We start from the raw sequence: 20,250 nt of genomic DNA on the forward strand, positions 1-20,250 counted from the left end.
TTGAAACTTGCTTTAATTATATTAATTTTTACATATATTTTTGTCATGGTCGATTTTTTCTTAAAATTTGATTATTAATTGTGCGTAATAAACTTTTTTTAAAGAAATTAAAAATTAATGCTTGCATCGATTAAAAATACTCGTATAATTCACCCTCACAAAGAGAAAAATAACTGTCGCGGGATGGAGCAGCTTGGTAGCTCGTCGGGCTCATAACCCGAAGGTCGTTGGTTCAAATCCAGCTCCCGCAACCATAAGCGACACTAGCTCAGCTGGTAGAGCGCAACCTTGCCAAGGTTGAGGTCACGAGTTCGAACCTCGTGTGTCGCTCCAAATTCTCTTCGAATCTATCGCGGGATGGAGCAGTTTGGTAGCTCGTCGGGCTCATAACCCGAAGGTCGTTGGTTCAAATCCAGCTCCCGCAACCACAAGCGACACTAGCTCAGCTGGTAGAGCGCAACCTTGCCAAGGTTGAGGTCACGAGTTCGAACCTCGTGTGTCGCTCCATTAATATCATAATCCCTAAAACAACATAAACTTTATTATTTAATAACTTTATATACAAACTTATTCAATAAAACTTCTGTTAATATGTTTGTTTATAACTATGATCTAAAAAGATCTTAAAAAAAATATGCGCTTAACTTATTGAAATATAGAGTTATTTTTTTTTCATGCATTTTTCATTTTATGTGGATATGTTTTTTATATATTTTTAAATTTCAATTTATACACAGCCTATCATGCATCTCTTGTGAGGCCTTTTTCAATAATTCTTATTAGTTTTTGTGTGTTTGATTTTAAAGATTTAATTTGATTATTCAATGACCAATCTATATGCTCATCCCAGATCTTATTTTTGCCTCTAAGTGATTTGATATAGAGTTTTTCTTCTTCTGATAAATTAGAATTTCCCATAGCAACAATTATATTTCTAATCCACTTCACATAACCAATTCTTCTAATAGGAGAACCTTCTGTTTTTTTTAGAAATTGACTTTCATCCCATCGCAATAAATCAAAAAGTTTTTGATTTTTAGTAATATCTTTAAAATAGAAATCCTTTTCATTAGTGATTGAAGCAAAACGATTCCATGGACAAACTAGCTGACAATCATCGCATCCATAAATCCTATTCCCCATTTTTTTTCTTAATTCAATAGGAATTACTCCAGCATATTCAATAGTTAGATAAGAAATACATTTTGTTGCATCTACTACTTTATCCCCAACAATTGCATTAGTTGGGCAAATCTTGATACAAGATGAACACTTACCACAATCATTCGTTACTGGGCTATCAATAGGTAAAGGTATATTTACGTATAGTTCTCCTAAAAAAAACCATGAACCAGCTTTTTTATTAATAATTAAGGAGTTTTTTCCTTGCCAACCAATTCCGGCCTTTTCTGCAATTGGTCTCTCTAATACTGGTGCTGAATCTACAAAAGCACGAAACTTAAAATCATCTTCAAATGAATTATTAATTTTATCAGCTAATTTTTGTAATCTTTTTCGCATGATCTTATGATAATCTCTACCTGATGCATAACGCGAAATATAAGCCATATTATTTTGTTTTAAATTATTTGCAAAACCAGCATCAGGAGGTAAGTAATCCATCCTAAAAGATAATATTCTGATCGTATCATCAACTAATTTTTCTGGAGAAGTTCTTTTATCGATATTTTTAGCGATCCAAGACATTTCACCATGAAATTTTTTTTCTAACCAGTCAAGATAATGAGGAGTGTAATTGTTTAGATCTAAGTCTGTAACTCCCATTTCTTGAAAACCTAATTCTAAAGACCAGTTATTGATCTGATGTTTAAGTTTGCTCCAATTATATTTTTTGTTCTTATGCATAAGCTAAAAAAGTATATTTATTTTGCTAGAAGTAAGTTAAAATTAATCTTTAAGATTTAAACAATCTATTTGTGTTTTTTATCAAAAAGTTTAATGTGATTATAATATGAATGTTTTAAAAATTGAAACAACAAGTGAGTCTTCACTCTATGATTTTGGCAAAATGCTTTCAGAATATTTGTTACCGAATATGACGGTTTTCTTGAAAGGAGATTTGGGTGCCGGTAAAACTACTTTATCAAGAGGAGTTCTTCATGGAAAAGGACACGAAGGTAAAGTTAAAAGCCCAACTTACAATATTTTAGAGAATTATAATTTTGATAATTTTATAATTTATCATTTTGACCTATACAGAGTAAAAGATCTTGAAGAACTTGAATTCATGGGATTTAGAGATTACTTTCACAAAGATTCTATTTGTTTAATCGAATGGCCTGAAATTGCAATGAATATTTTGCATGAACCTGATTTAGTGATAGATATAAATTTTAAAAATGATAATAGGGTATTGTATATAACTAGTAAATCAAAAGAACTACTTTCAACATTAACGCAAAAGATTGCTAATGAGAATTAAGAAGTTATCAACTATTGTTGCAAATCAAATTGCGGCAGGCGAAGTCATTGAAAGACCAGTGTCCATAATTAAGGAGTTAGTTGAAAATAGTCTTGATGCAGGATCAGATAGTATTGATATCAAGCTAGTTAATGGAGGTAAATCATTAATTAGTATAAAGGATAATGGAGATGGCATTTTTAAAGATGATCTTAAATTATCTTTGGTTAAACATGCTACTTCAAAAATAACAACATCTAATGATCTTTTATATCTGAGTTCTTTGGGGTTTAGGGGGGAAGCTTTATCAAGTATATGTTCAATATCTCGTATTATGATATCTTCAATTAAAAATGGCGAAAAGCAAGGCTGGCAAATTTATAATGAATTTGATTCTATGGACACGAACATCAAATTATCAAATATTTTAGAGGGTACTCTTATTGAAGTTCGTGATATGTTTTATAATATCCCTGCTAGGCTAAAATTTCTAAAATCTGATAAAACTGAATATATCAATGTTGAAAAATTAATTACAGCTTATGCTATATCTAATCCTCATGTTTCATTTTCCTTATCCCATAATGGTAAACTTCTAAAAAAATTTAATAGGGTCACCGATAATAATGACGTTGAAAAAAGATTATCATTGATTCTTGGTAAGCGTTTTATTGATAACAATAGTTATTTTAAGTCAACTTTTGAAAAAATTGTCCTTTCTGGATGGGTTGTTAATCCGGATATTAATTTACCTTCATGTCAGTTTGTTTTTCTTAATGGTCGAGTTATTAAAGATAAAGTTGTAAATCATGCTATTAAGCAAGCATACAAAAGATATGACATTATAAATCAAAATTACATCATTTTTGTTGACTTACCTAAAGATCAGGTAGATATAAATGTCCATCCATCAAAGTATGAAGTTAGGTTTTCAAATAACCGGATCTTGCATGATTTTTTAGTGAGTACATTAAGTAACATGCTTATAAAGAATCACAAAATAAAAAATGAAGTATCTTTAGATTTAAGTAATGATAATCAGTGTACTTCAATTAAAGAACACACTACAACGAATTATAAAACAGAAGAAGATGAAAAAGGATGCATAGGCCAGCAAGAAAATATTAAATTAGAAAGTTTAAACTCATATCCTTCTTTAATAGATGCGAAAAGAAAAAAATTAGAGCCCAGCAGAATACATTATTTTGATGCATATGAAAGAAATGAAACCCAAAATTCATTAACAAATAATTTTGGAGTTAACCCAGAAAATAGAATTGACAATAACATACTCGGTAAACCTATTACTTTAATAAATGGGTATTGTGTAATGTTAACATGCGAAAATAGATTAAAAGTTGTTTCTCTACTTAAAGTTTCAAAAGCTTTATGTGCACAAAAGATTAAAAATCACGGTTTAGAGTCTAAACCCTTATTAATACCTTATAAACTGAATTTTAATGAATTAGTATCAAACAAACAGAGGGATTACATGGAGGTGTTGGGCTTCAAATTTAAATTACTCGAGAATTATTTAACCTTTACCCATGTTCCAAATATTCTTAAGGATAAAAAATTAGATCAATATTTAGAAGAATTTGTAAGGATATTTTGCCTTGAGCAAAACTTTATTTTTAAAAATAACTCAGATTTATTTGAGAACTTTACTGACTTTATTGTTAAGCAAGCACCCAAAATTAATAATTTATCTGAAGCAATCCATATGATTGCGTGTTTAGAAAGTGAATTTGAGCAAGAAACACAAGTTATTTTAGATACAGTAACAACTGAATTAAACCTTGAAGAACTAATAGGACAAAATTTATTATGAAAAATAAAATCATCTTTTTAATGGGACCAACAGCTTCTGGAAAAACTGATCTTGCTATTAAATTGATGAAAGATTTTCCATTAGATATTATTAGTGTAGATTCTGCCTTGATATATAAAGGTATGAATATTGGGACAGCTAAGCCTTCTGAAGAAGAGTTGTTATTAGCGCCCCATAAGCTTATTGATATAATAGATCCTAAAGAAACATATTCGGTTGCAAATTTTAGAATTGATGCCCTTAAAGAAATTAAATTGATCTGGGATAAAGGAAGAATACCCATTCTAGTTGGCGGAACAATGCTTTATTTTAAATCGCTTGTGGATGGACTATCTAACCTGCCAGAATCAAATCCTGTAATTAGACAAAGTTTGGAGAATCAATTAAATAATAAAGGTATTAGTTTTTTATATGAACAACTTAAAGAATTAGACATTGAAACAGCCTTAAAATTGCATCCAAATGATTCTCAAAGAATTCTAAGAGCTATAGAAGTTTGTCGGGTTTCCCAAAAACCTATGAGCGAGTTGTTGAGACAAAGAGAGCAAAACTTTGAATTACATCCTCTTCAGCTAGCATTACTTCCGGAAGATAGAAAACATTTACATGATAAAATTGAAAAGCGATTTCATGATATGATAAAAAAAGGTTTTGTTGAAGAAGTTAAAACACTTTTTTCTAGGGGGGATTTAAATGAAAATATGCCATCAATTAGGGCTGTTGGCTATAGGCAAATTTGGAAGTATTTGCAAGGGGAATATTTATTAGATGAAGCAATATTTAGAGCTATATGTGCAACTAGACAGCTAGCTAAAAGACAAATTACCTGGTTAAGAAGTTGGAATAATCTTAGTATTGTTGAACCACATAAATATGACGATGTAAATTTATTGGTGAATAATTACTTAAATTCATAAAATATTTCAATAAAGCTAGTTATAACTATAATTTTTTTGTTATATTGTTAATATGAATTAATGGTATTAAAAAAATAAAAAAAGGATTAAATATGGCTAAAGGTCAATCACTACAGGACCCTTATTTAAATGCATTGAGAAAGGAAAGAATTCCTGTTTCAATTTTTTTAGTTAATGGAATTAAGCTACAGGGACAGATTGAGTCATTTGATCAGTTTGTAATACTTCTTCGAAATACTGTGAATCAAATGGTTTATAAGCATGCGATTTCAACAGTTGTCCCTTCAAGAGCGGTGCCTTATGGTGTATCGATTGAAAAGGATGATAAAGAATTAGAAGATAAATAGAGAGAGGTTAAATTTTATTGTTTGAACGTTACACAGGAGGGGAAAGAGCCCTCATAATTCATGTTAATTTTTTATATGAAAAAGAGCAAGAAGATGTTAATGAGTGCTTAATGCTCTCTGAATCTGCTGGTGCTAAGGTTTTAGAAGTTGTAACTAGCAGTAGAACCTCCCCAGATAGTAAACTCTTTATTGGTTCAGGTAAAGCCGATGAAATTACAAATATTATTCCGACGTTAGATATTGATTTAATAATTTTTAATCATGCTTTATCCCCAGCACAAGAAAGAAATCTCGAAAAACACTTTAAATGCAGAGTATTAGATAGAACAGGACTAATTCTGGATATTTTTGCACAAAGAGCGAGAACACATGAAGGAAAGCTACAGGTTGAATTGGCTCAATTACAACATCTTTCAACACGATTAATCAGAGGTTGGACTCATTTAGAGAGACAAAAAGGAGGTATAGGTTTAAGAGGTCCTGGTGAAACTCAGCTTGAGACTGATAGACGTTTGTTAAGAGGAAGAATTAAAAATATTACTTCTCGTCTTGGTAAAGTCGAAAAACAACGACAGCAAGGTAGAAAAGCAAGATCTAAAGCAGATATACCGACCGTTGCATTAGTGGGATACACCAATGCAGGTAAATCGACATTATTTAATAGTTTAACTACTTCAAATATATATGCTGCAGATCAGTTATTTGCGACTTTAGATCCAACATTAAGAAGGATTAAAGTCAATGAAGTAGGAGATGTTATTTTAGCTGATACTGTTGGTTTTATAAGACACCTACCTCATGATTTAGTTGCTGCATTTAAAGCTACTCTTCAAGAAACTCAGCAGGCATCTATTTTATTGCATGTTGTGGACGTGAATGATGAAAATGTCGACATACACATTAAGTCAGTTAATGAAGTTTTAGAAGAAATTGATGCTCATGAAATTCCAACATTAATTGTTTTTAATAAGATTGATTTAAATAATGAACAGTTTGCTAAAATAGATTATGATCAGAAAGGTAATCCATGCACTGTTTGGGTATCGTCTTTAACTGGGGATGGTTTAGATTTAATTTTTGAAGCACTTCGAAAATTATTATCTAAAAAGATGGTAGAATTTAAATTAAAGATTCCTCCCAATTATAGTGGTTCTTTGAGGAGTAAGTTGTTTTTATTAGAATCGATTATCAATGAAAGCTATCAGGACGATGGGTGTCTGTTGATAGATGTGAGAATGAGTGAAATAAATTGGAATAAATTACAGAAAAAAGAACATAACGTTCTAGATAGTTTTATAATCAATTAAATTTAAATTTAAATTAAAATTCGATGGAGATATAACATGGCGTGGAATGAGCCGGGTGGAAATGACCAAGATCCGTGGAACACAAATAAAAAACGAAAAAACACACAAGGGCCACCTGATTTAGACGAAATGCTAAGAAAGGTTTCGGGTTTTTTTGGAGGGTCAAAAAATAATGGGAGCAATGGAGAAAATTCCAGAAATATAAAATATGTAACTATTTCAGTTATTGTGATTGCAATTTTATTGTGGTTTGCAAGTGGGTTTTATCAAATTAAAGAAGCTGAACAAGGTGTCGTAACTCGTTTTGGTAAGTTTGATAAGATTGTAAACCCTGGTTTGAATTGGAAACCAACATTTATCGATTCAGTCACAAAGGTTAATACCCAACAAATACGTTCTTTGAGAAGTAGTGGACAGATGCTGACTAAAGATGAAAATATGGTAGATGTTTCACTGAATGTTCAATATAGAATCAGTAATCCTGAAGAATATTTATATAATGTTACATCTCCAGAAACTAGTTTAGAACAGGCTACTGATGCTGCATTAAGATCTGTAATTGGTGATATGAGCATGGAAAATATTATTACATCAGGTCTACAAGAGATAGGTGTTAAAACTGAAGACGAGTTAAATAAAATCATTAAAAATTATAACATGGGACTAACTGTAGTCGATGTTAACTTACAAAAAGCAAGACCTCCTGAGCAAGTCAAGCAAGCTTTTGATGATGCTATATCTGCAAGAGAGGATAAAGTCAGATATACTAGAGAAGCTGAGCGATATAGAAATGATGTGGTTCCTAAAGCTAAAGGTGAAGCCGCAAAAATTGAAAAAGAAGCTGAGGGTTATGCTGAAACAAAAGTTAGTATTGCTAAAGGTGAAGTGGATAAATTAACGCAGTTGTTACCTGAATTCCAAGCAGACCCAGCATTGACTAAAGAAAGGTTATACTTAGATGCTATGGAAAAAGTTTATCAGAATACTAGTAAGGTGTTAGTTGATAATAAAGGTAGTAATAATTTACTATATTTGCCGATAGATAAAATTATGAATCAAGCGCAGAATAAAACAGACAACAGTGCTGTACAACCTGTAAGTGATAATCAGAAAAACTCAGAGATTGGGACTCCTCCATCACTAAGAAATAATACAAACAGACAGGGAAGGAATTAATATGAAAAAAATAATAGTGCCAATTATTATTGTTATTTTTGTTTTGCTTTATTCTTCATTGTTTATTGTAAAAGAGGGCAATAGAGCAATTGTAACAAGATTTGGAGAAATTCTCAAAAGCTCAAATAATTCAATAGCTGATATTATAAAGCCAGGTCTTCACTTTAAACTACCTCTTTTTGATAAGGTAACTATGTTATCCGCGTTAGTACAAACGATGGATGAGAAATCAGATCGTTTTTTTACAAGAGAAAAGAAAGATGTGATTATTGATTACTATGTAAAATGGAAAATTCAGGATTTTGGGAAATTCTTTCTTGCTACTGGTGGTGGCAATTTAGTAAATGCCAATAACTTACTACAAAAAAGGGTAGTAGATCTTTTGAGAGGAGAAATTGGTAAACAAACAATTTCTGATATTGTGTCTGAAAAACGAGATCAAACAATGCAAACTGTCCTCAAAAGTGTTCAAAAAAGTGGTCAGAGTCTTGGAATTGATGTAATTGATGCCAGAATCAAAAAAATCAATTTGCCGGATGAAATTAGCGAATCAATTTATGCTCGAATGCGTGCTGAAAGAAATTCAATTGCTACACAATATCGTTCTGAAGGTAAAGAGCAAGCAGAAAGGATAAAAGCAGATGCTAATCTTACTGTTGCTAAAATTTTGGCAGATGCAAACAAAAAAGCTTTAATTATTAAGGGTAAAGCAGATGCTTCTGTTGCAAAAATGTATGTAAATGCATTTAAGGATTACCCAGATTTTTATAGTTTTGTTCGATCTCTTCAGGCTTATCAACAAAGTTTTGATTCAAAACAAGATGTTATGATTTTGAATCCAAATACTGATTTCTTTAAATTTATGAAAGCGCCTACTAAACAATAAAAAAACCTTATTAAAAAAGCCACTGTTCGAAACAGTGGCTTTTTTTATGCTTAAAAAAATGATAGTATCTATTTTTAATAACAGAATAAATGTAAAGAATATGAGTAATAATGTTGTTGTATTAGGGACACAGTGGGGAGACGAAGGAAAAGGTAAAATAGTTGATCTACTAACGGAAGATGCTAAGTATGTTGTTCGTTACCAAGGTGGTCATAATGCCGGCCATACTCTTGTTATAGGTAATAAGAAAACAGTACTTCACCTTATTCCTTCTGGTATCTTACGTGAAGATACAAAATGCGTTATAGGTAACGGAGTCGTCCTATCTCCATCAGCACTAATAAAAGAAATAACTCAATTAGAAAAAGAAAATATTAACGTTAAAGATAGACTTATATTATCAGCAGAATGTCCATTAATTCTTCCATATCATGTCTCACTTGATTTAGCTAGGGAAAAGCATAGAGGTGATAAAGCTATTGGTACTACGGGAAGAGGAATTGGTCCGGCTTATGAAGATAAAGTATCTAGAAGAGGCTTAAGATTGAGTGACATTTTAGATTTTGATAGTTTGAAAGAAAAACTTAAATCTATTATGGAATATCATAACTTTCAATTAGAGAACTATTACAAAGTAACGCCATTATCTTTTGATGATGTTTTTAATGAATTAAAAGAGCAGGCTAAAATATTGGCTCCAATGATTTCAGATGTAACTCAGATGTTATATGAAGCTAATAAGTCTGGTGAACAAATTATGTTTGAAGGAGCACAGGGTACTTTACTTGACATAGATCAAGGTACCTATCCATATGTTACATCTTCAAATACTACTGCGGGTGGTGTTGCCTCAGGTACTGGCTTTGGACCAAAAGATTTGGGTTATATTTTAGGCATTACAAAAGCTTATTGTACTCGTGTGGGCTCTGGGCCTTTTCCAACAGAACTTAACGATGACGTAGGTATGCATCTAGGCACCAAAGGTAATGAGTTTGGAGCTACTACAGGTAGAAAAAGAAGATGTGGTTGGTTTGATGCTGTTGCGATGAAAAGAGCAATTATATTGAACTCATTATCCGGTATATGTTTAACTAAATTAGATGTTCTAGATGGTTTAGATGAAATAAAAATTTGTATAGGGTATGAACTTCCAAGTGGTGAAGTTGTGGATAGTATTGCAATGAATGCAGATGCAATCAGTTTTGTTAAACCAGTGTATGAAACTTTACCTGGCTGGAACGAGAGTACTTATAAAGTGAAAACCTTATCGGAACTTCCGAAAGAAGCAATTTCTTATATTAATAGATTAGAAAACCTTCTGGACTGTTCAATTGATATTATTTCAACTGGCCCGGAAAGAAATGAAACTATTATAAAAAGACATCCGTACAAAAACTAAAATAATTAAATAGTAAATATTATTAAAAGGATATATTATAACTGATATATCCTTTTTTTTATATAAAATGAGAAAACAAAATAAAATTCAAAAAAAAACAGATCCCTTCAAGGAAAGAGAAGCAAAAAATTATTCAAACCCTGTACCCAGTAGAGAGTTTATAGTTGAAACGATTTCAAATTGTAATCAACCTGTTTCTAAAAATCTACTTTTAAATTTATTTTCAATCAAGAGTGATGAAGAAAAAGAAGCATTTCGCCGAAGATTAAAAGCTATGGAAAGAGATGGCCAGTTAGTTTATTATCCAGGAAAGAAGTACTGTCTACCAATTGAAAACAAAATTATTGAAGGCACAATTCAAGGACATAAAGATGGTATTGGTATTTTAAAAAAAGCCTATAATGACCAAGATGTTCTTATCTCACAAAAACAGATGGTAGGCCTGCTACATGGTGATATAGTTAAAGTTCAAATTAAAGCAGTAACAACTAGAGGGATGATCAGTTGCGATTTAATTGAGGTAGTTAAATTTTCTAATAAACCTGTAGTTGGTAGATTTTTTATTGAGCACAATAAAAAATATGTTGTTTCTGATGATAGCAGAGTACATGGAGAGTTTACAGTTATAGATAGTTTACATAACGAACTAAGCTTGGGAAATGTAGTTGTCCTTGAGATTACAAAAAGGGCAACAAAAAATCAAGTTGCAGAGGGGAAAGTTATTGAGGTTCTTGGAAATGAACAAGATCCTGGAATAGAAATAGATATCGCTTTAAGAAAATTTGATATTCCCTATCAGTGGCCAAAACCTCTCTTAAAAGAACTTGACTCTATTGATAAAGACACTGAAAATGGAAGTAATTCAAATCGAATTGATTTAAGAAATAAGCCTTTTATAACGATAGATGGTGAAGACGCAAGAGATTTTGATGATGCAGTTTATTGTGAATCAAAACCCTCAGGTGGTTGGAGGTTGTGGGTCGCAATTGCTGATGTAAGTCACTATATCAAGAAATATTCTGAACTTGACAAAGAAGCTTTAAAAAGAGGAAATTCAGTTTATTTTCCCCAAAAAGTTGTTCCTATGTTACCCGAATTACTCTCTAATGGTGTATGCTCATTAAATCCGAATGTCAATCGTTTATCTTTAGTTTGTGAAATGACCATTTCTAAGAAAGGAAAATTGTCAGGCTATAAATTCTACGAAGGTTTAATTAAGTCATCAGCTAGATTAACTTACAATAAAGTAAGTCTTATACTTGATAATGATTACAAACTTTTAGAGCGATATGCAAATAATTTACCTAATATTTATCATTTACATAGCTTATATACAGAGTTAAAAAAACAAAAAGAAATAAGAGGCGCTCTAGAATTTGATACCAATGAACCGAAATTTGTTTTTAACGAGCACAAAAAAATAGAGTCCATTGAAACAATAAAAAGAAATGATGCACATAAAATAATTGAAGAGTGTATGATTTTAGCTAATGTTGCTTCTGCAAAATTTTTATTAAAAAACAGCAGCATATCTGGCATATATCGCGTTCATGATAAACCAAGCGATGAAAAGCTGAGTGCGTTTAATCAATTTTTATTAGAAAGAGGACTATCTCTTGCAAATCACAAAGAACCAAAACCAAGCGATTACTCTAACTTGAATTCAATTTTATCGTCTAGAACAGATAAAGAAATAATTCAGACTATGCTGTTACGTTCATTGAAACAAGCAAACTATCAAACTGATAATATTGGACATTTTGGTTTATCCTTAAATGAATATACTCATTTTACTTCGCCTATTAGAAGGTATCCTGATTTAATAGTTCACAGATTAATAAAATCTATAATTTATAACGATGAGAAATTAAAGTATTCACCAGACGAAATTGACTATATTTCAGAACATTGTTCAACTACTGAGAGAAAGGCAGATGAAGCTACAAAAGACGTTGCAGAATATTTGAAATGTGAGTTTATATCACGGCACATCGGAGAAACATTTGAGGGTATTATTTCTAACGTCCTGCCGTTTGGTTTTTTTGTTAGAATCAAAGATTTTCATATTGATGGGTTAGTGCATGTAACTTCTCTTAAAGCTGAGTACTTTCATTATAATGACGTACAGCAGAAACTTGTTGGAGAAAAATCAAGTAAAACATACTCTTTGGGAGAAGATATACGTATAAAAGTTTTAGATGTAAATATAGATAGTCGAAATATAGATTTTTGTTTGGCTCATGATGATTTGGAAAAAAGCACAGTAATCCCTAAAAAAAAATCTATAAGAGAAAAGCTAAAAGATGGACTTATTCCAAACAAAAAGTTAGTAAAAAAAAATAAAAAGAGAAGTTAATGAATAATTATATTTGTGGTTTACACTCAATAAACTCAGTGGTAACTCACGAACCGGAAAGAATTAAAACAATATTTATATTGAAAGAAAAAAAGATGATAAATATAAGGAAATTAGCAATAAATTAAAGAACTATGGTATTTCAGTTCAGAGCGTTACTCATAGGTTTTTTGATCAAAAATTTTCTAATGTATCACATCAAGGAATAGCAGCAGAGGTAAAGCCTAAAAGAGAATTAAATGAAAAAGATTTGGATGATATTATAGCAAATAATCCCAATCGATGTACATTATTAGCTCTAGATGGAGTAACCGATCCTCATAATCTTGGTGCGTGTTTGAGAAATGCAGATGCAGCAAAGGTTTCGGCAATAATTATACCGAAAGATAGATCTGTTAGCTTAAATCATACAGTTTCTAAAATTGCCAGTGGAGCTGCAGAGATTATTCCTGTAATTAAAGTTGTGAACTTAAGTAGAGTATTAAATCAATTGAAAGAAAAAAATTTCTGGATTTCAGGATTTGATGGAGATGGAACGAAAAATCTTTACGAACACAAGTTTGATTCCTTAAATGTATTAGTTATGGGAGCAGAAGGAGCAGGGTTGCGTAATTCCACGAAGAAAAATTGTGATTTTTTACTTAAAATCCCAATGTTGGGCTCTGTTTCAAGCTTAAACGTTTCCGTTGCTACAGGAATTGCTTTATATGAAGTTGTGAGACAAAATAAAACTTGATTTTATTTTTCGATCATTTATTATTCTACATTCGAAAAACCGGTTTAATTTAGTTCCTTGCTTTCAAGACATACCGGAGTCATTTATGAAAGCTGAATAATCCGTAAGGAGCATATATGCGTCATTATGAAATTGTTTTTATGGTGCACCCAGATCAAAGCGAGCAAGTAGCTGGCATGATTGAGCGCTATACAACATTAATTAACGAATCTAATGGTAAAATCCATAGATTAGAAGATTGGGGACGTCGTCAACTGGCATATCCAATTAACAAGTTACACAAAGCTCATTATGTTTTAATGAACGTTGAAGCAGAGCAAAAAGTAATTGATGAATTAGAGTCTAATTTCCGTTTTAACGACATAGTTATTAGAAATATGATTATGCGTACAAAAAATGCGGTTACTGAAGCTTCTCCAATGATGAAAGCTAAAGAAGAACGCTTTTCAAAGCGTGAAGAGTCTCAGTCAGTTAATGAAAATGTTGATGATTTAATTGATGATAAAGAGTTAAATCAGTCTGAGCAACCAGAAGGTTAGTAATGCAAAACTTCATGGAGATTGAGGGTTTTATTAAATTTGATATAAAGTTTTCAACGAGTCCAAGTGGAGTTATTCATTCAGTCTTTTTTGTTGAACATCATTCTATTAGACAGGAAAATAGCTTGAATAGAAAAGCGTATTGTTTAATAAATGTTGTTGCTAGTGGAAAAGATATTAATCAAAAGGTTAAAAATTTAGTTGAAGGTGTGAAAGTCAAGGTTTGTGGGTTTCTAACTAATAAATCATTAGTTAATGGAAGTAGCAGATTGGTTTTACATGCCGAAAATATTGAAATTATTTAAATTGGGAGATAGCGTATGAGTCGCTTTTTTCGTCGTCGTAAGTTCTGCCGTTTTACAGCAGAAGGCGTAAATGAAATTGATTATAAAGATATATCTACTTTGAAAAGCTATATCACTGAAGCTGGTAAAATAGTACCAAGTAGAATTACTGGGACAAGAGCAAAATATCAGCGTCAACTTGCTAGAGCAATTAAACGTTCTCGTTACCTAGCTCTTTTACCTTATACTGATAAGCATCAATAAGGTTAAAGTGAATTTAGTAAATTAATAAGAAGGGTTATAACAATGCAAGTTATTCTTTTAGATAAAATTGGTAACCTAGGAAACTTAGGTGATCAAGTTACTGTTAAATCAGGTTATGCACGAAATTTTCTTATTCCTAAAGGAAAAGCTGTAATGGCTACAAAAGAAAATGTTAAAATGTTCGATGCTAAGAAAGCTGAACTTGAAGCGAAAGTACAAGCAGTTCTTGCTTCAGCAACGGAAAAAGCTCAACAAATCTCAGCACTAGAAGTTGTTACTATTAAATCTAAAGCTGGAGATGAAGGTAAGTTGTTCGGTTCTATCGGTACAAAAGATATCGCGGATGCTGTAACACTTGCAGGTGTTGAAATTGTAAAAAGCGAAGTGAAGCTTCCAGAAGGAGTAATTAGAAGTACAGGTGATTATGATATCACTTTACAATTACATTCAGAAGTTTCAGAGAATATTACTTTAAAAGTAATTGCTGAAGACTAATCGTTTTTTATTTAATCATATGAAAATGCATGCATAGTCATGCATTTTTTTTTAGAACAGATATTGAATTTGCACGTTCACTTTGTTGTCGTAATGTGAGTAAGTTGGAAGTATGTTTGTATTGTAAGTGTAATCATTAGATATACTTAAGGCAAGATTATCTGTAATAGCATTAGTCAAACCTATATTTGCAGTGTAGGCATTATTAGAAGAGCCTTCAACTGCTAATAATTTGAAATTTATACTTGTTTTCTTTAAAATTTGCCACTTAAAATTTAATTGTTGGAAAGCCACAGGCTCATTAGTATTCTCTCTCCTTACACCACTGTCCAGCCCATCTTCATTAAGGTTAGGTTTTTGATAACGCCAACCTGGACCAACTATGAAATCCAAGTAAAATTCACCATCATCAATAGCTCTATAGCCCGGGCCAATCAAAATTTGTGCCGTTCTGTAATAAGAATCAAATGAATCAGACACGTAGCTAGCTTCATTATTTACAAACCACTTTTGATTTATAAGATACTTTAAACTTACATTATATGAGGAGTTTCTTTCATTAACATTGCCGTCTTCATCTTTACCATAGCCATAAGCCCAACCAAAATTAGTTTGTACTCTTTTCTGAGTATACTGAAATTGTAAATTAGAGGAGATAGACTGTTTAAATGAGTTACCTGAAGCACTATTAAATCCAAGTAAAACTTTGTTCTTCCATACACCTGAAGAGTCTTTTTTGATACTTTTTTTAAGTTGTTGTTTTTGAATCGCTTTAACTTTTTGTTTATTTAAGCCTGATTCAGTTATATTTTGCTCTGCTTCTTGTAAAACTTTTTCATCATTTTCTGTAACTTGATTATTTGATGCATGTACCATTAAGCAAGGAAATAATGATAGATTGATAAGAAAAAACTTTTTACGAAGCACAATATATTCCCATTTTTTAAATAATAAAATGATAGTGTAAATTATTAATTTTGATGTTCAACACAATAGATGTCAATAATATGTTATTTTTTAATAAGAACTAATTTTATATTCATAATTACTATTAAACACAATTGTAGTATTATAAACAATATTAAAGCTTATTTTAATTAAAATTATGAACAACTTTCAAAAAAGTAATAAAAATAATAATGAAGTAGAAGATTTAAAAGTAGCCCCTCATTCTCTTGAGGCAGAGCAATCGGTTATTGGTGGATTATTACTAGATAATGGTCGATGGGATAGTATTGCTGGAAAAGTATCTGAATCTGACTTTTACTCTAAATCTCATAAAGAGATTTTTAAACATATTCATGCTTTACTAGAAAATAATGAACCTGCGGATTTAATTACACTATCAGAAAAACTAGAAAGCGCTAATCAACTTGATAATATTGGTGGATTTTCATATTTAGCTGAAATATCAAAAAATACCCCAAGTGCTTCAAATATATTAGCATACGCTAAAATTGTTAGGGAAAGGGCACTAGTTAGAGAAATGATTACTGTTGCAAATGAAATTGCAGATTCAGGGTATGATCCGAAAGGAAGAACGAGTGCTGATTTACTTGACATAGCAGAAACAAAAGTTTTTTCTATAAATGAGCAAAGACAGGGTAAATCTGATGGTCCACAGACAATAGATAGCGTCTTAGAAAAGACTCTAGAAAGAATAGAAGAATTGTATCAGTCACCCCATGATGGCATTACGGGCATATCCACTGGTTTTGTTGATTTAAATAAGAAAACCGCAGGGTTACAACGCTCTGATCTTATTATCGTGGCGGCAAGACCTTCAATGGGAAAAACCACTTTTGCAATGAACTTATGCGAAACAGCAGCTATGGAAAGTGATAAACCAGTTTTAATTTTTTCTCTAGAGATGCCTTCCGAACAAATTATGATGAGAATGCTTGCATCACTTGCTCGAGTTGATCAAACTAAAATAAGAACGGGCCAACTCGATGACGATGATTGGGCGAGAATTTCATCTACTATGGGGCTTATGATGGAGAAAAAAAATATGTTTATAGATGATAGTTCTGCCTTAACTCCCACTGAATTAAGATCAAGAGCTAGAAGAGTGGCTAGAGAAAATAATGGACTAAGTTTGATAATGGTTGATTATTTACAACTCATGAGAGTTCCAGGTATGACTGAAAATAGAACTCAAGAAATAGCTGAGATCTCTCGTTCATTAAAAGCATTGGCTAAAGAATTGAATGTGCCTGTTGTTGCTTTGTCGCAGTTAAATCGTTCTCTTGAACAAAGAGCAGATAAAAGACCTGTAAATTCAGATTTAAGAGAATCAGGAGCTATTGAACAAGATGCTGATTTAATCATGTTTATTTACAGAGACGAAGTATATAATGAAGAAACCACTCAAAAAGGAATTGCTGAAATTATTATTGGTAAACAGCGTAATGGACCTATTGGTTCAACAAAGTTAACATTTCAAGGACAATTTTCTAGATTCGATAATTATGCTCATCCAGACTTTGAGAACTAAATATAAATTGATGAATAATAGAACAGAAATAACTATAGATTTAAAAGCTATTGCTCAAAATATAAAGCGTATAAAAGTACTCGCACCTAATTCTAAAATTTTAAGTGTCGTAAAGTCAAATGCTTATGGACATGGGCTAGAAAATGTAACTAGTTCTATTGAATATTTGATAGATGCTTTTGGCGTAGCTAGGATCGAAGAGGCTTTATTGCTCAGAGCTTCGGGAATTAAAAAGCGAATTCTTTTGTTGGAGGGTTTTTTAGAGAAATCTGAATTGTATATCATCGATAAAGAGCAATTATCATTTGTAGTTCACAATTTGGAACAATTGGAGTTGTTAAGTAAATTTAGATTTATTTATCATAAACCACAAGTATGGATTAAAGTTGATACTGGAATGAATAGGTTAGGTATCAATGAATGTGAAGTTGAGCAATTCTTTGAAGTCTTGAATCATAGAGATGACATCATAAAGCCTATTGTTTTGATGAGCCATTTTTCTTGTGCTGATCATGAAGATAGACATTTTACACAAAGACAGTTATCTAGATTTATGAAGCAATTAACACTGGATAAATGTCAAAGATCAATAGCAAATTCAGCAGGAATTTTATTTTATCCTGAAAGTCAACTGGATTGGATTAGACCTGGGATTATTCAATATGGCTTATCACCTCAAGAAAATTCTCTTCCCAAATTTTATAAATTAGAGCCAGCAATGGAATTATCAGCAACCCTCATATCGATAAAAAAAGTTAAGAAAGACCAACCAGTAGGCTATGGTGCAACTTGGAAAACTCCTGAGGATACTTACTTAGGAGTTATATCGATCGGTTATGGTGATGGCTATCCACGAGAAGCAAACTCAAATACACCAGTTTTTATAAATAATAGATTAGTTTATATCGCTGGAAGAGTCTCTATGGATATGACTACTGTTAATTTAGGTCCTAAATTACTAGATAAAATCGGAGACAAGGTGATTCTGTGGGGACCTCAGTTACCTATTGAGATCGTTGCTAAATCAATGAATACAATAAATTATGAATTGGTTACCAAACTGACGACCAGACCAAAATTAATTTTTAAAAACTAATATGGATAAACTTATGTTACAAAATATTAACCCGACTAAAACAAAATCTTGGAAAAATCTAAATAAATTATTTCAACAATTTGAAGGGACTCAACTGAAAGAATTATTTTTGAATGAAAAAAGAGTTAAAGAGATGTCTTTAAACTTTCAAAATGATATGTTCTTAGATTACTCCAAAAATCTTCTTAATGAAGAGATCTTAAAAGAGCTTGTAAATTTAGCAAATGAAACTGGCTTAAAAAGTGCTATTGAACAAATGTTCAAGGGTGAGCGAATAAATACTACTGAAAATAGATCTGTACTTCACACAGCATTAAGAAATATGTCTGATGAGTCAATTATTGTAGATGGTCATGATGTAATGCCTGATGTCAAAAACGTACTTGAAAAAATGAAAATCTTTTCAAATGACGTGGTTAACGGTGATTGGACGGGCTTTACAGGAAAAGCAATATCTAACATAGTTAATATCGGTATTGGTGGTTCAGATCTTGGTCCTTATATGGTTACTGAAGCTCTCAAAAATTACAAAAATCGATTAAACATGTATTATGTATCGAATATTGATGGAACGCATATTTCGGAAGTTTTAAAAGACCTAGATCCTGAAACAACTTTATTTCTTGTTGCATCCAAAACATTTACAACTCAAGAGACTATGACTAATGCATTTACAGCTCGTTCGTGGTTTCTATCAAGTGCCAAGGATGAGAGTTTTGTTAAAAAACATTTTGTGGCTTTGTCAACAAATAAACAAAAAGTCGAAGAATTTGGTATTGATATAAACAATATGTTTCCTTTTTGGAATTGGGTTGGAGGCAGATATTCTTTATGTTCTGCAATTGGGTTATCTATATCACTTTCAATTGGTTTTGATAATTTTCAAGAGCTCCTAACGGGTGCATATGAAATGGATTGTCATTTTAGGAAATCTGATTTTTCTGAGAATATGCCGGTTATACTGGCCCTAATTGGTATTTGGTATAATAATTTTTATAATTGTGAAACTGAAGCAATACTTCCGTATGATCAGTATTTGCATAGATTTTCTGCATATTTTCAGCAGGGTAATATGGAATCAAATGGAAAATCAGTTGATAGAAATGGTCATAAAGTAGACTATCAAACAGGACCAATTATTTGGGGCGAACCAGGTACTAATGGACAACACGCATTCTATCAGTTAATTCATCAAGGTACGAAAATGATTCCTTGTGATTTTATAGGATTTGCTCAAAGCCTTAATCCTATTGGAGATCATCATGATAAATTAATGTCCAACTTTTTTGCCCAGACACAGGCACTTGCTTTTGGTAAAAGCCAAGAAGAAGTTAGGACAGAACTGTCTGAGAAAGGATTATCAGAAAAAGAGATAAATTTAATAACACCATTTAAAATTTTTGATGGAAACAAGCCAACAAATTCTATTTTAATAAAGAAACTAACGCCAAAAACCCTAGGAAGTTTGATCGCTTTATACGAACATAAAATTTTTGTTCAGGGTATTATTTGGAATATCTTAAGCTTCGACCAGTGGGGTGTTGAACTGGGTAAAGAGTTGGCAAATAAAATTTTAGATGATTTATCGGGCTCTACGCAGGTTGATTCATATGACAATTCAACAAATGAATTAATATCAGTTTACAAAAAATGGAGTTAAGTTAAAATACTGGCGGTTGAACAAATTAACCGCCTAAA

The 20,250-nt window shown here is 31.6% G+C and carries 18 protein-coding genes, 4 tRNA genes and 1 pseudogene; 21 read left to right on the top strand and 2 right to left on the bottom strand.

Translation table 11 applies throughout. The annotated features are described in order from the left end of the window. Window positions 1-177: 177 nt before the first annotated feature. The 4 genes from CF386_RS04060 (at window position 178) to CF386_RS04075 (ending at window position 507) form a co-directional block, all read left to right on the top strand. Window positions 178-254: transfer RNA gene (locus CF386_RS04060), tRNA-Met, on the top strand. A 3-nt stretch (window positions 255-257) separates the two neighbouring features. Then, a tRNA-Gly gene (locus CF386_RS04065) sits at window positions 258-333 on the top strand. 18 nt (window positions 334-351) lie between these two features. Further along, window positions 352-428 (top strand) — tRNA-Met (locus CF386_RS04070). Window positions 429-431: 3 nt separating this feature from the next. Then, window positions 432-507, top strand: a tRNA-Gly gene (locus CF386_RS04075). Between the two features lie 234 nt (window positions 508-741). On the opposite strand, the gene queG is transcribed toward CF386_RS04075, so the two are convergent. Next, the gene (gene queG / locus CF386_RS04080) at window positions 742-1,866 is read right to left on the bottom strand and encodes a tRNA epoxyqueuosine(34) reductase QueG (RefSeq protein WP_089073163.1); all 1,125 of its coding nucleotides are present in this window, start codon (window positions 1,864-1,866) and stop codon (window positions 742-744) included. Between the two features lie 106 nt (window positions 1,867-1,972). On the opposite strand from queG, the gene tsaE reads away from it, so the two are divergent. The 14 genes and pseudogenes from tsaE to rplI all read left to right on the top strand — a co-directional run bounded on the left by tsaE (window position 1,973) and on the right by rplI (window position 14,959). Beyond that, window positions 1,973-2,443, top strand: coding sequence for a tRNA (adenosine(37)-N6)-threonylcarbamoyltransferase complex ATPase subunit type 1 TsaE (tsaE, locus tag CF386_RS04085; RefSeq protein ID WP_089073164.1), 471 nt, complete (start codon window positions 1,973-1,975; stop codon window positions 2,441-2,443). Further along, window positions 2,433-4,253, top strand: a complete 1,821-nt coding sequence (mutL, locus tag CF386_RS04090) for a DNA mismatch repair endonuclease MutL (RefSeq protein ID WP_089073165.1) — start codon at window positions 2,433-2,435, stop codon at window positions 4,251-4,253. The genes tsaE and mutL overlap by 11 nt, the downstream gene beginning before the upstream one ends. Beyond that, window positions 4,250-5,170 carry a tRNA (adenosine(37)-N6)-dimethylallyltransferase MiaA gene (gene miaA, locus CF386_RS04095; protein WP_089073166.1) on the top strand — a complete coding sequence of 307 codons (921 nt, stop codon included), beginning with the start codon at window positions 4,250-4,252 and terminating at the stop codon, window positions 5,168-5,170. The genes mutL and miaA overlap by 4 nt, the downstream gene beginning before the upstream one ends. Before the next feature lie 92 nt (window positions 5,171-5,262). Next, on the top strand, window positions 5,263-5,517 hold the full coding sequence (gene hfq / locus CF386_RS04100; protein ID WP_089073167.1) for an RNA chaperone Hfq: 255 nt from the start codon (window positions 5,263-5,265) through the stop codon (window positions 5,515-5,517). 17 nt (window positions 5,518-5,534) lie between these two features. Further along, entirely contained in the window at window positions 5,535-6,824 is a 1,290-nt protein-coding gene (hflX, locus tag CF386_RS04105; RefSeq protein WP_089073168.1) for a ribosome rescue GTPase HflX, read from the top strand. 36 nt (window positions 6,825-6,860) lie between these two features. Next, window positions 6,861-8,000 carry an FtsH protease activity modulator HflK gene (gene hflK, locus CF386_RS04110; RefSeq protein WP_089073169.1) on the top strand — a complete coding sequence of 380 codons (1,140 nt, stop codon included), beginning with the start codon at window positions 6,861-6,863 and terminating at the stop codon, window positions 7,998-8,000. 1 nt (window position 8,001) lies between these two features. Then, complete coding sequence (hflC, locus tag CF386_RS04115; RefSeq protein ID WP_089073170.1) at window positions 8,002-8,886, top strand: protease modulator HflC; 885 nt, start codon at window positions 8,002-8,004, stop codon at window positions 8,884-8,886. Window positions 8,887-8,986: 100 nt separating this feature from the next. Next, window positions 8,987-10,285: an adenylosuccinate synthase gene (locus CF386_RS04120; protein WP_089073755.1), complete on the top strand. Its 1,299-nt coding sequence runs from the start codon at window positions 8,987-8,989 to the stop codon at window positions 10,283-10,285. A 67-nt stretch (window positions 10,286-10,352) separates the two neighbouring features. Then, window positions 10,353-12,641: a ribonuclease R gene (gene rnr, locus CF386_RS04125; RefSeq protein ID WP_089073171.1), complete on the top strand. Its 2,289-nt coding sequence runs from the start codon at window positions 10,353-10,355 to the stop codon at window positions 12,639-12,641. Next, window positions 12,641-13,377: pseudogene (gene rlmB, locus CF386_RS04130) on the top strand (23S rRNA (guanosine(2251)-2'-O)-methyltransferase RlmB). Before rnr ends, rlmB begins: the two are co-directional and overlap by 1 nt. A 116-nt stretch (window positions 13,378-13,493) precedes the next feature. After that, window positions 13,494-13,916, top strand: a complete 423-nt coding sequence (rpsF, locus tag CF386_RS04135; protein ID WP_089073172.1) for a 30S ribosomal protein S6 — start codon at window positions 13,494-13,496, stop codon at window positions 13,914-13,916. Between the two features lie 2 nt (window positions 13,917-13,918). Continuing rightward, complete coding sequence (gene priB, locus CF386_RS04140; protein WP_089073173.1) at window positions 13,919-14,221, top strand: primosomal replication protein N; 303 nt, start codon at window positions 13,919-13,921, stop codon at window positions 14,219-14,221. A gap of 15 nt (window positions 14,222-14,236) precedes the next feature. Next, the gene (gene rpsR, locus CF386_RS04145) at window positions 14,237-14,464 is read left to right on the top strand and encodes a 30S ribosomal protein S18 (protein WP_089073174.1); all 228 of its coding nucleotides are present in this window, start codon (window positions 14,237-14,239) and stop codon (window positions 14,462-14,464) included. Window positions 14,465-14,506: 42 nt separating this feature from the next. Continuing rightward, on the top strand, window positions 14,507-14,959 hold the full coding sequence (gene rplI / locus CF386_RS04150; RefSeq protein WP_089073175.1) for a 50S ribosomal protein L9: 453 nt from the start codon (window positions 14,507-14,509) through the stop codon (window positions 14,957-14,959). A 51-nt stretch (window positions 14,960-15,010) separates the two neighbouring features. Here rplI and CF386_RS04155 read toward each other — a convergent pair whose 3' ends face one another. Further along, window positions 15,011-15,886: a DUF481 domain-containing protein gene (locus CF386_RS04155; protein WP_089073176.1), complete on the bottom strand. Its 876-nt coding sequence runs from the start codon at window positions 15,884-15,886 to the stop codon at window positions 15,011-15,013. A gap of 178 nt (window positions 15,887-16,064) precedes the next feature. Between CF386_RS04155 and dnaB the strand changes: the two genes are divergently transcribed. The 3 genes from dnaB to pgi are packed head-to-tail and all read left to right on the top strand — an operon-like array spanning window position 16,065 to window position 20,212. Continuing rightward, window positions 16,065-17,456, top strand: coding sequence for a replicative DNA helicase (dnaB, locus tag CF386_RS04160; RefSeq protein WP_158522295.1), 1,392 nt, complete (start codon window positions 16,065-16,067; stop codon window positions 17,454-17,456). 10 nt (window positions 17,457-17,466) lie between these two features. After that, complete coding sequence (gene alr, locus CF386_RS04165; RefSeq protein ID WP_089073756.1) at window positions 17,467-18,552, top strand: alanine racemase; 1,086 nt, start codon at window positions 17,467-17,469, stop codon at window positions 18,550-18,552. 13 nt (window positions 18,553-18,565) lie between these two features. Continuing rightward, window positions 18,566-20,212, top strand: coding sequence for a glucose-6-phosphate isomerase (pgi, locus tag CF386_RS04170; RefSeq protein WP_089073178.1), 1,647 nt, complete (start codon window positions 18,566-18,568; stop codon window positions 20,210-20,212). The last annotated feature ends 38 nt before the right edge of the window (window positions 20,213-20,250 follow it).

The organism is Paraphotobacterium marinum, assembly GCF_002216855.1.
GTDB classification, from domain to species: domain Bacteria; phylum Pseudomonadota; class Gammaproteobacteria; order Enterobacterales; family Vibrionaceae; genus Paraphotobacterium; species Paraphotobacterium marinum.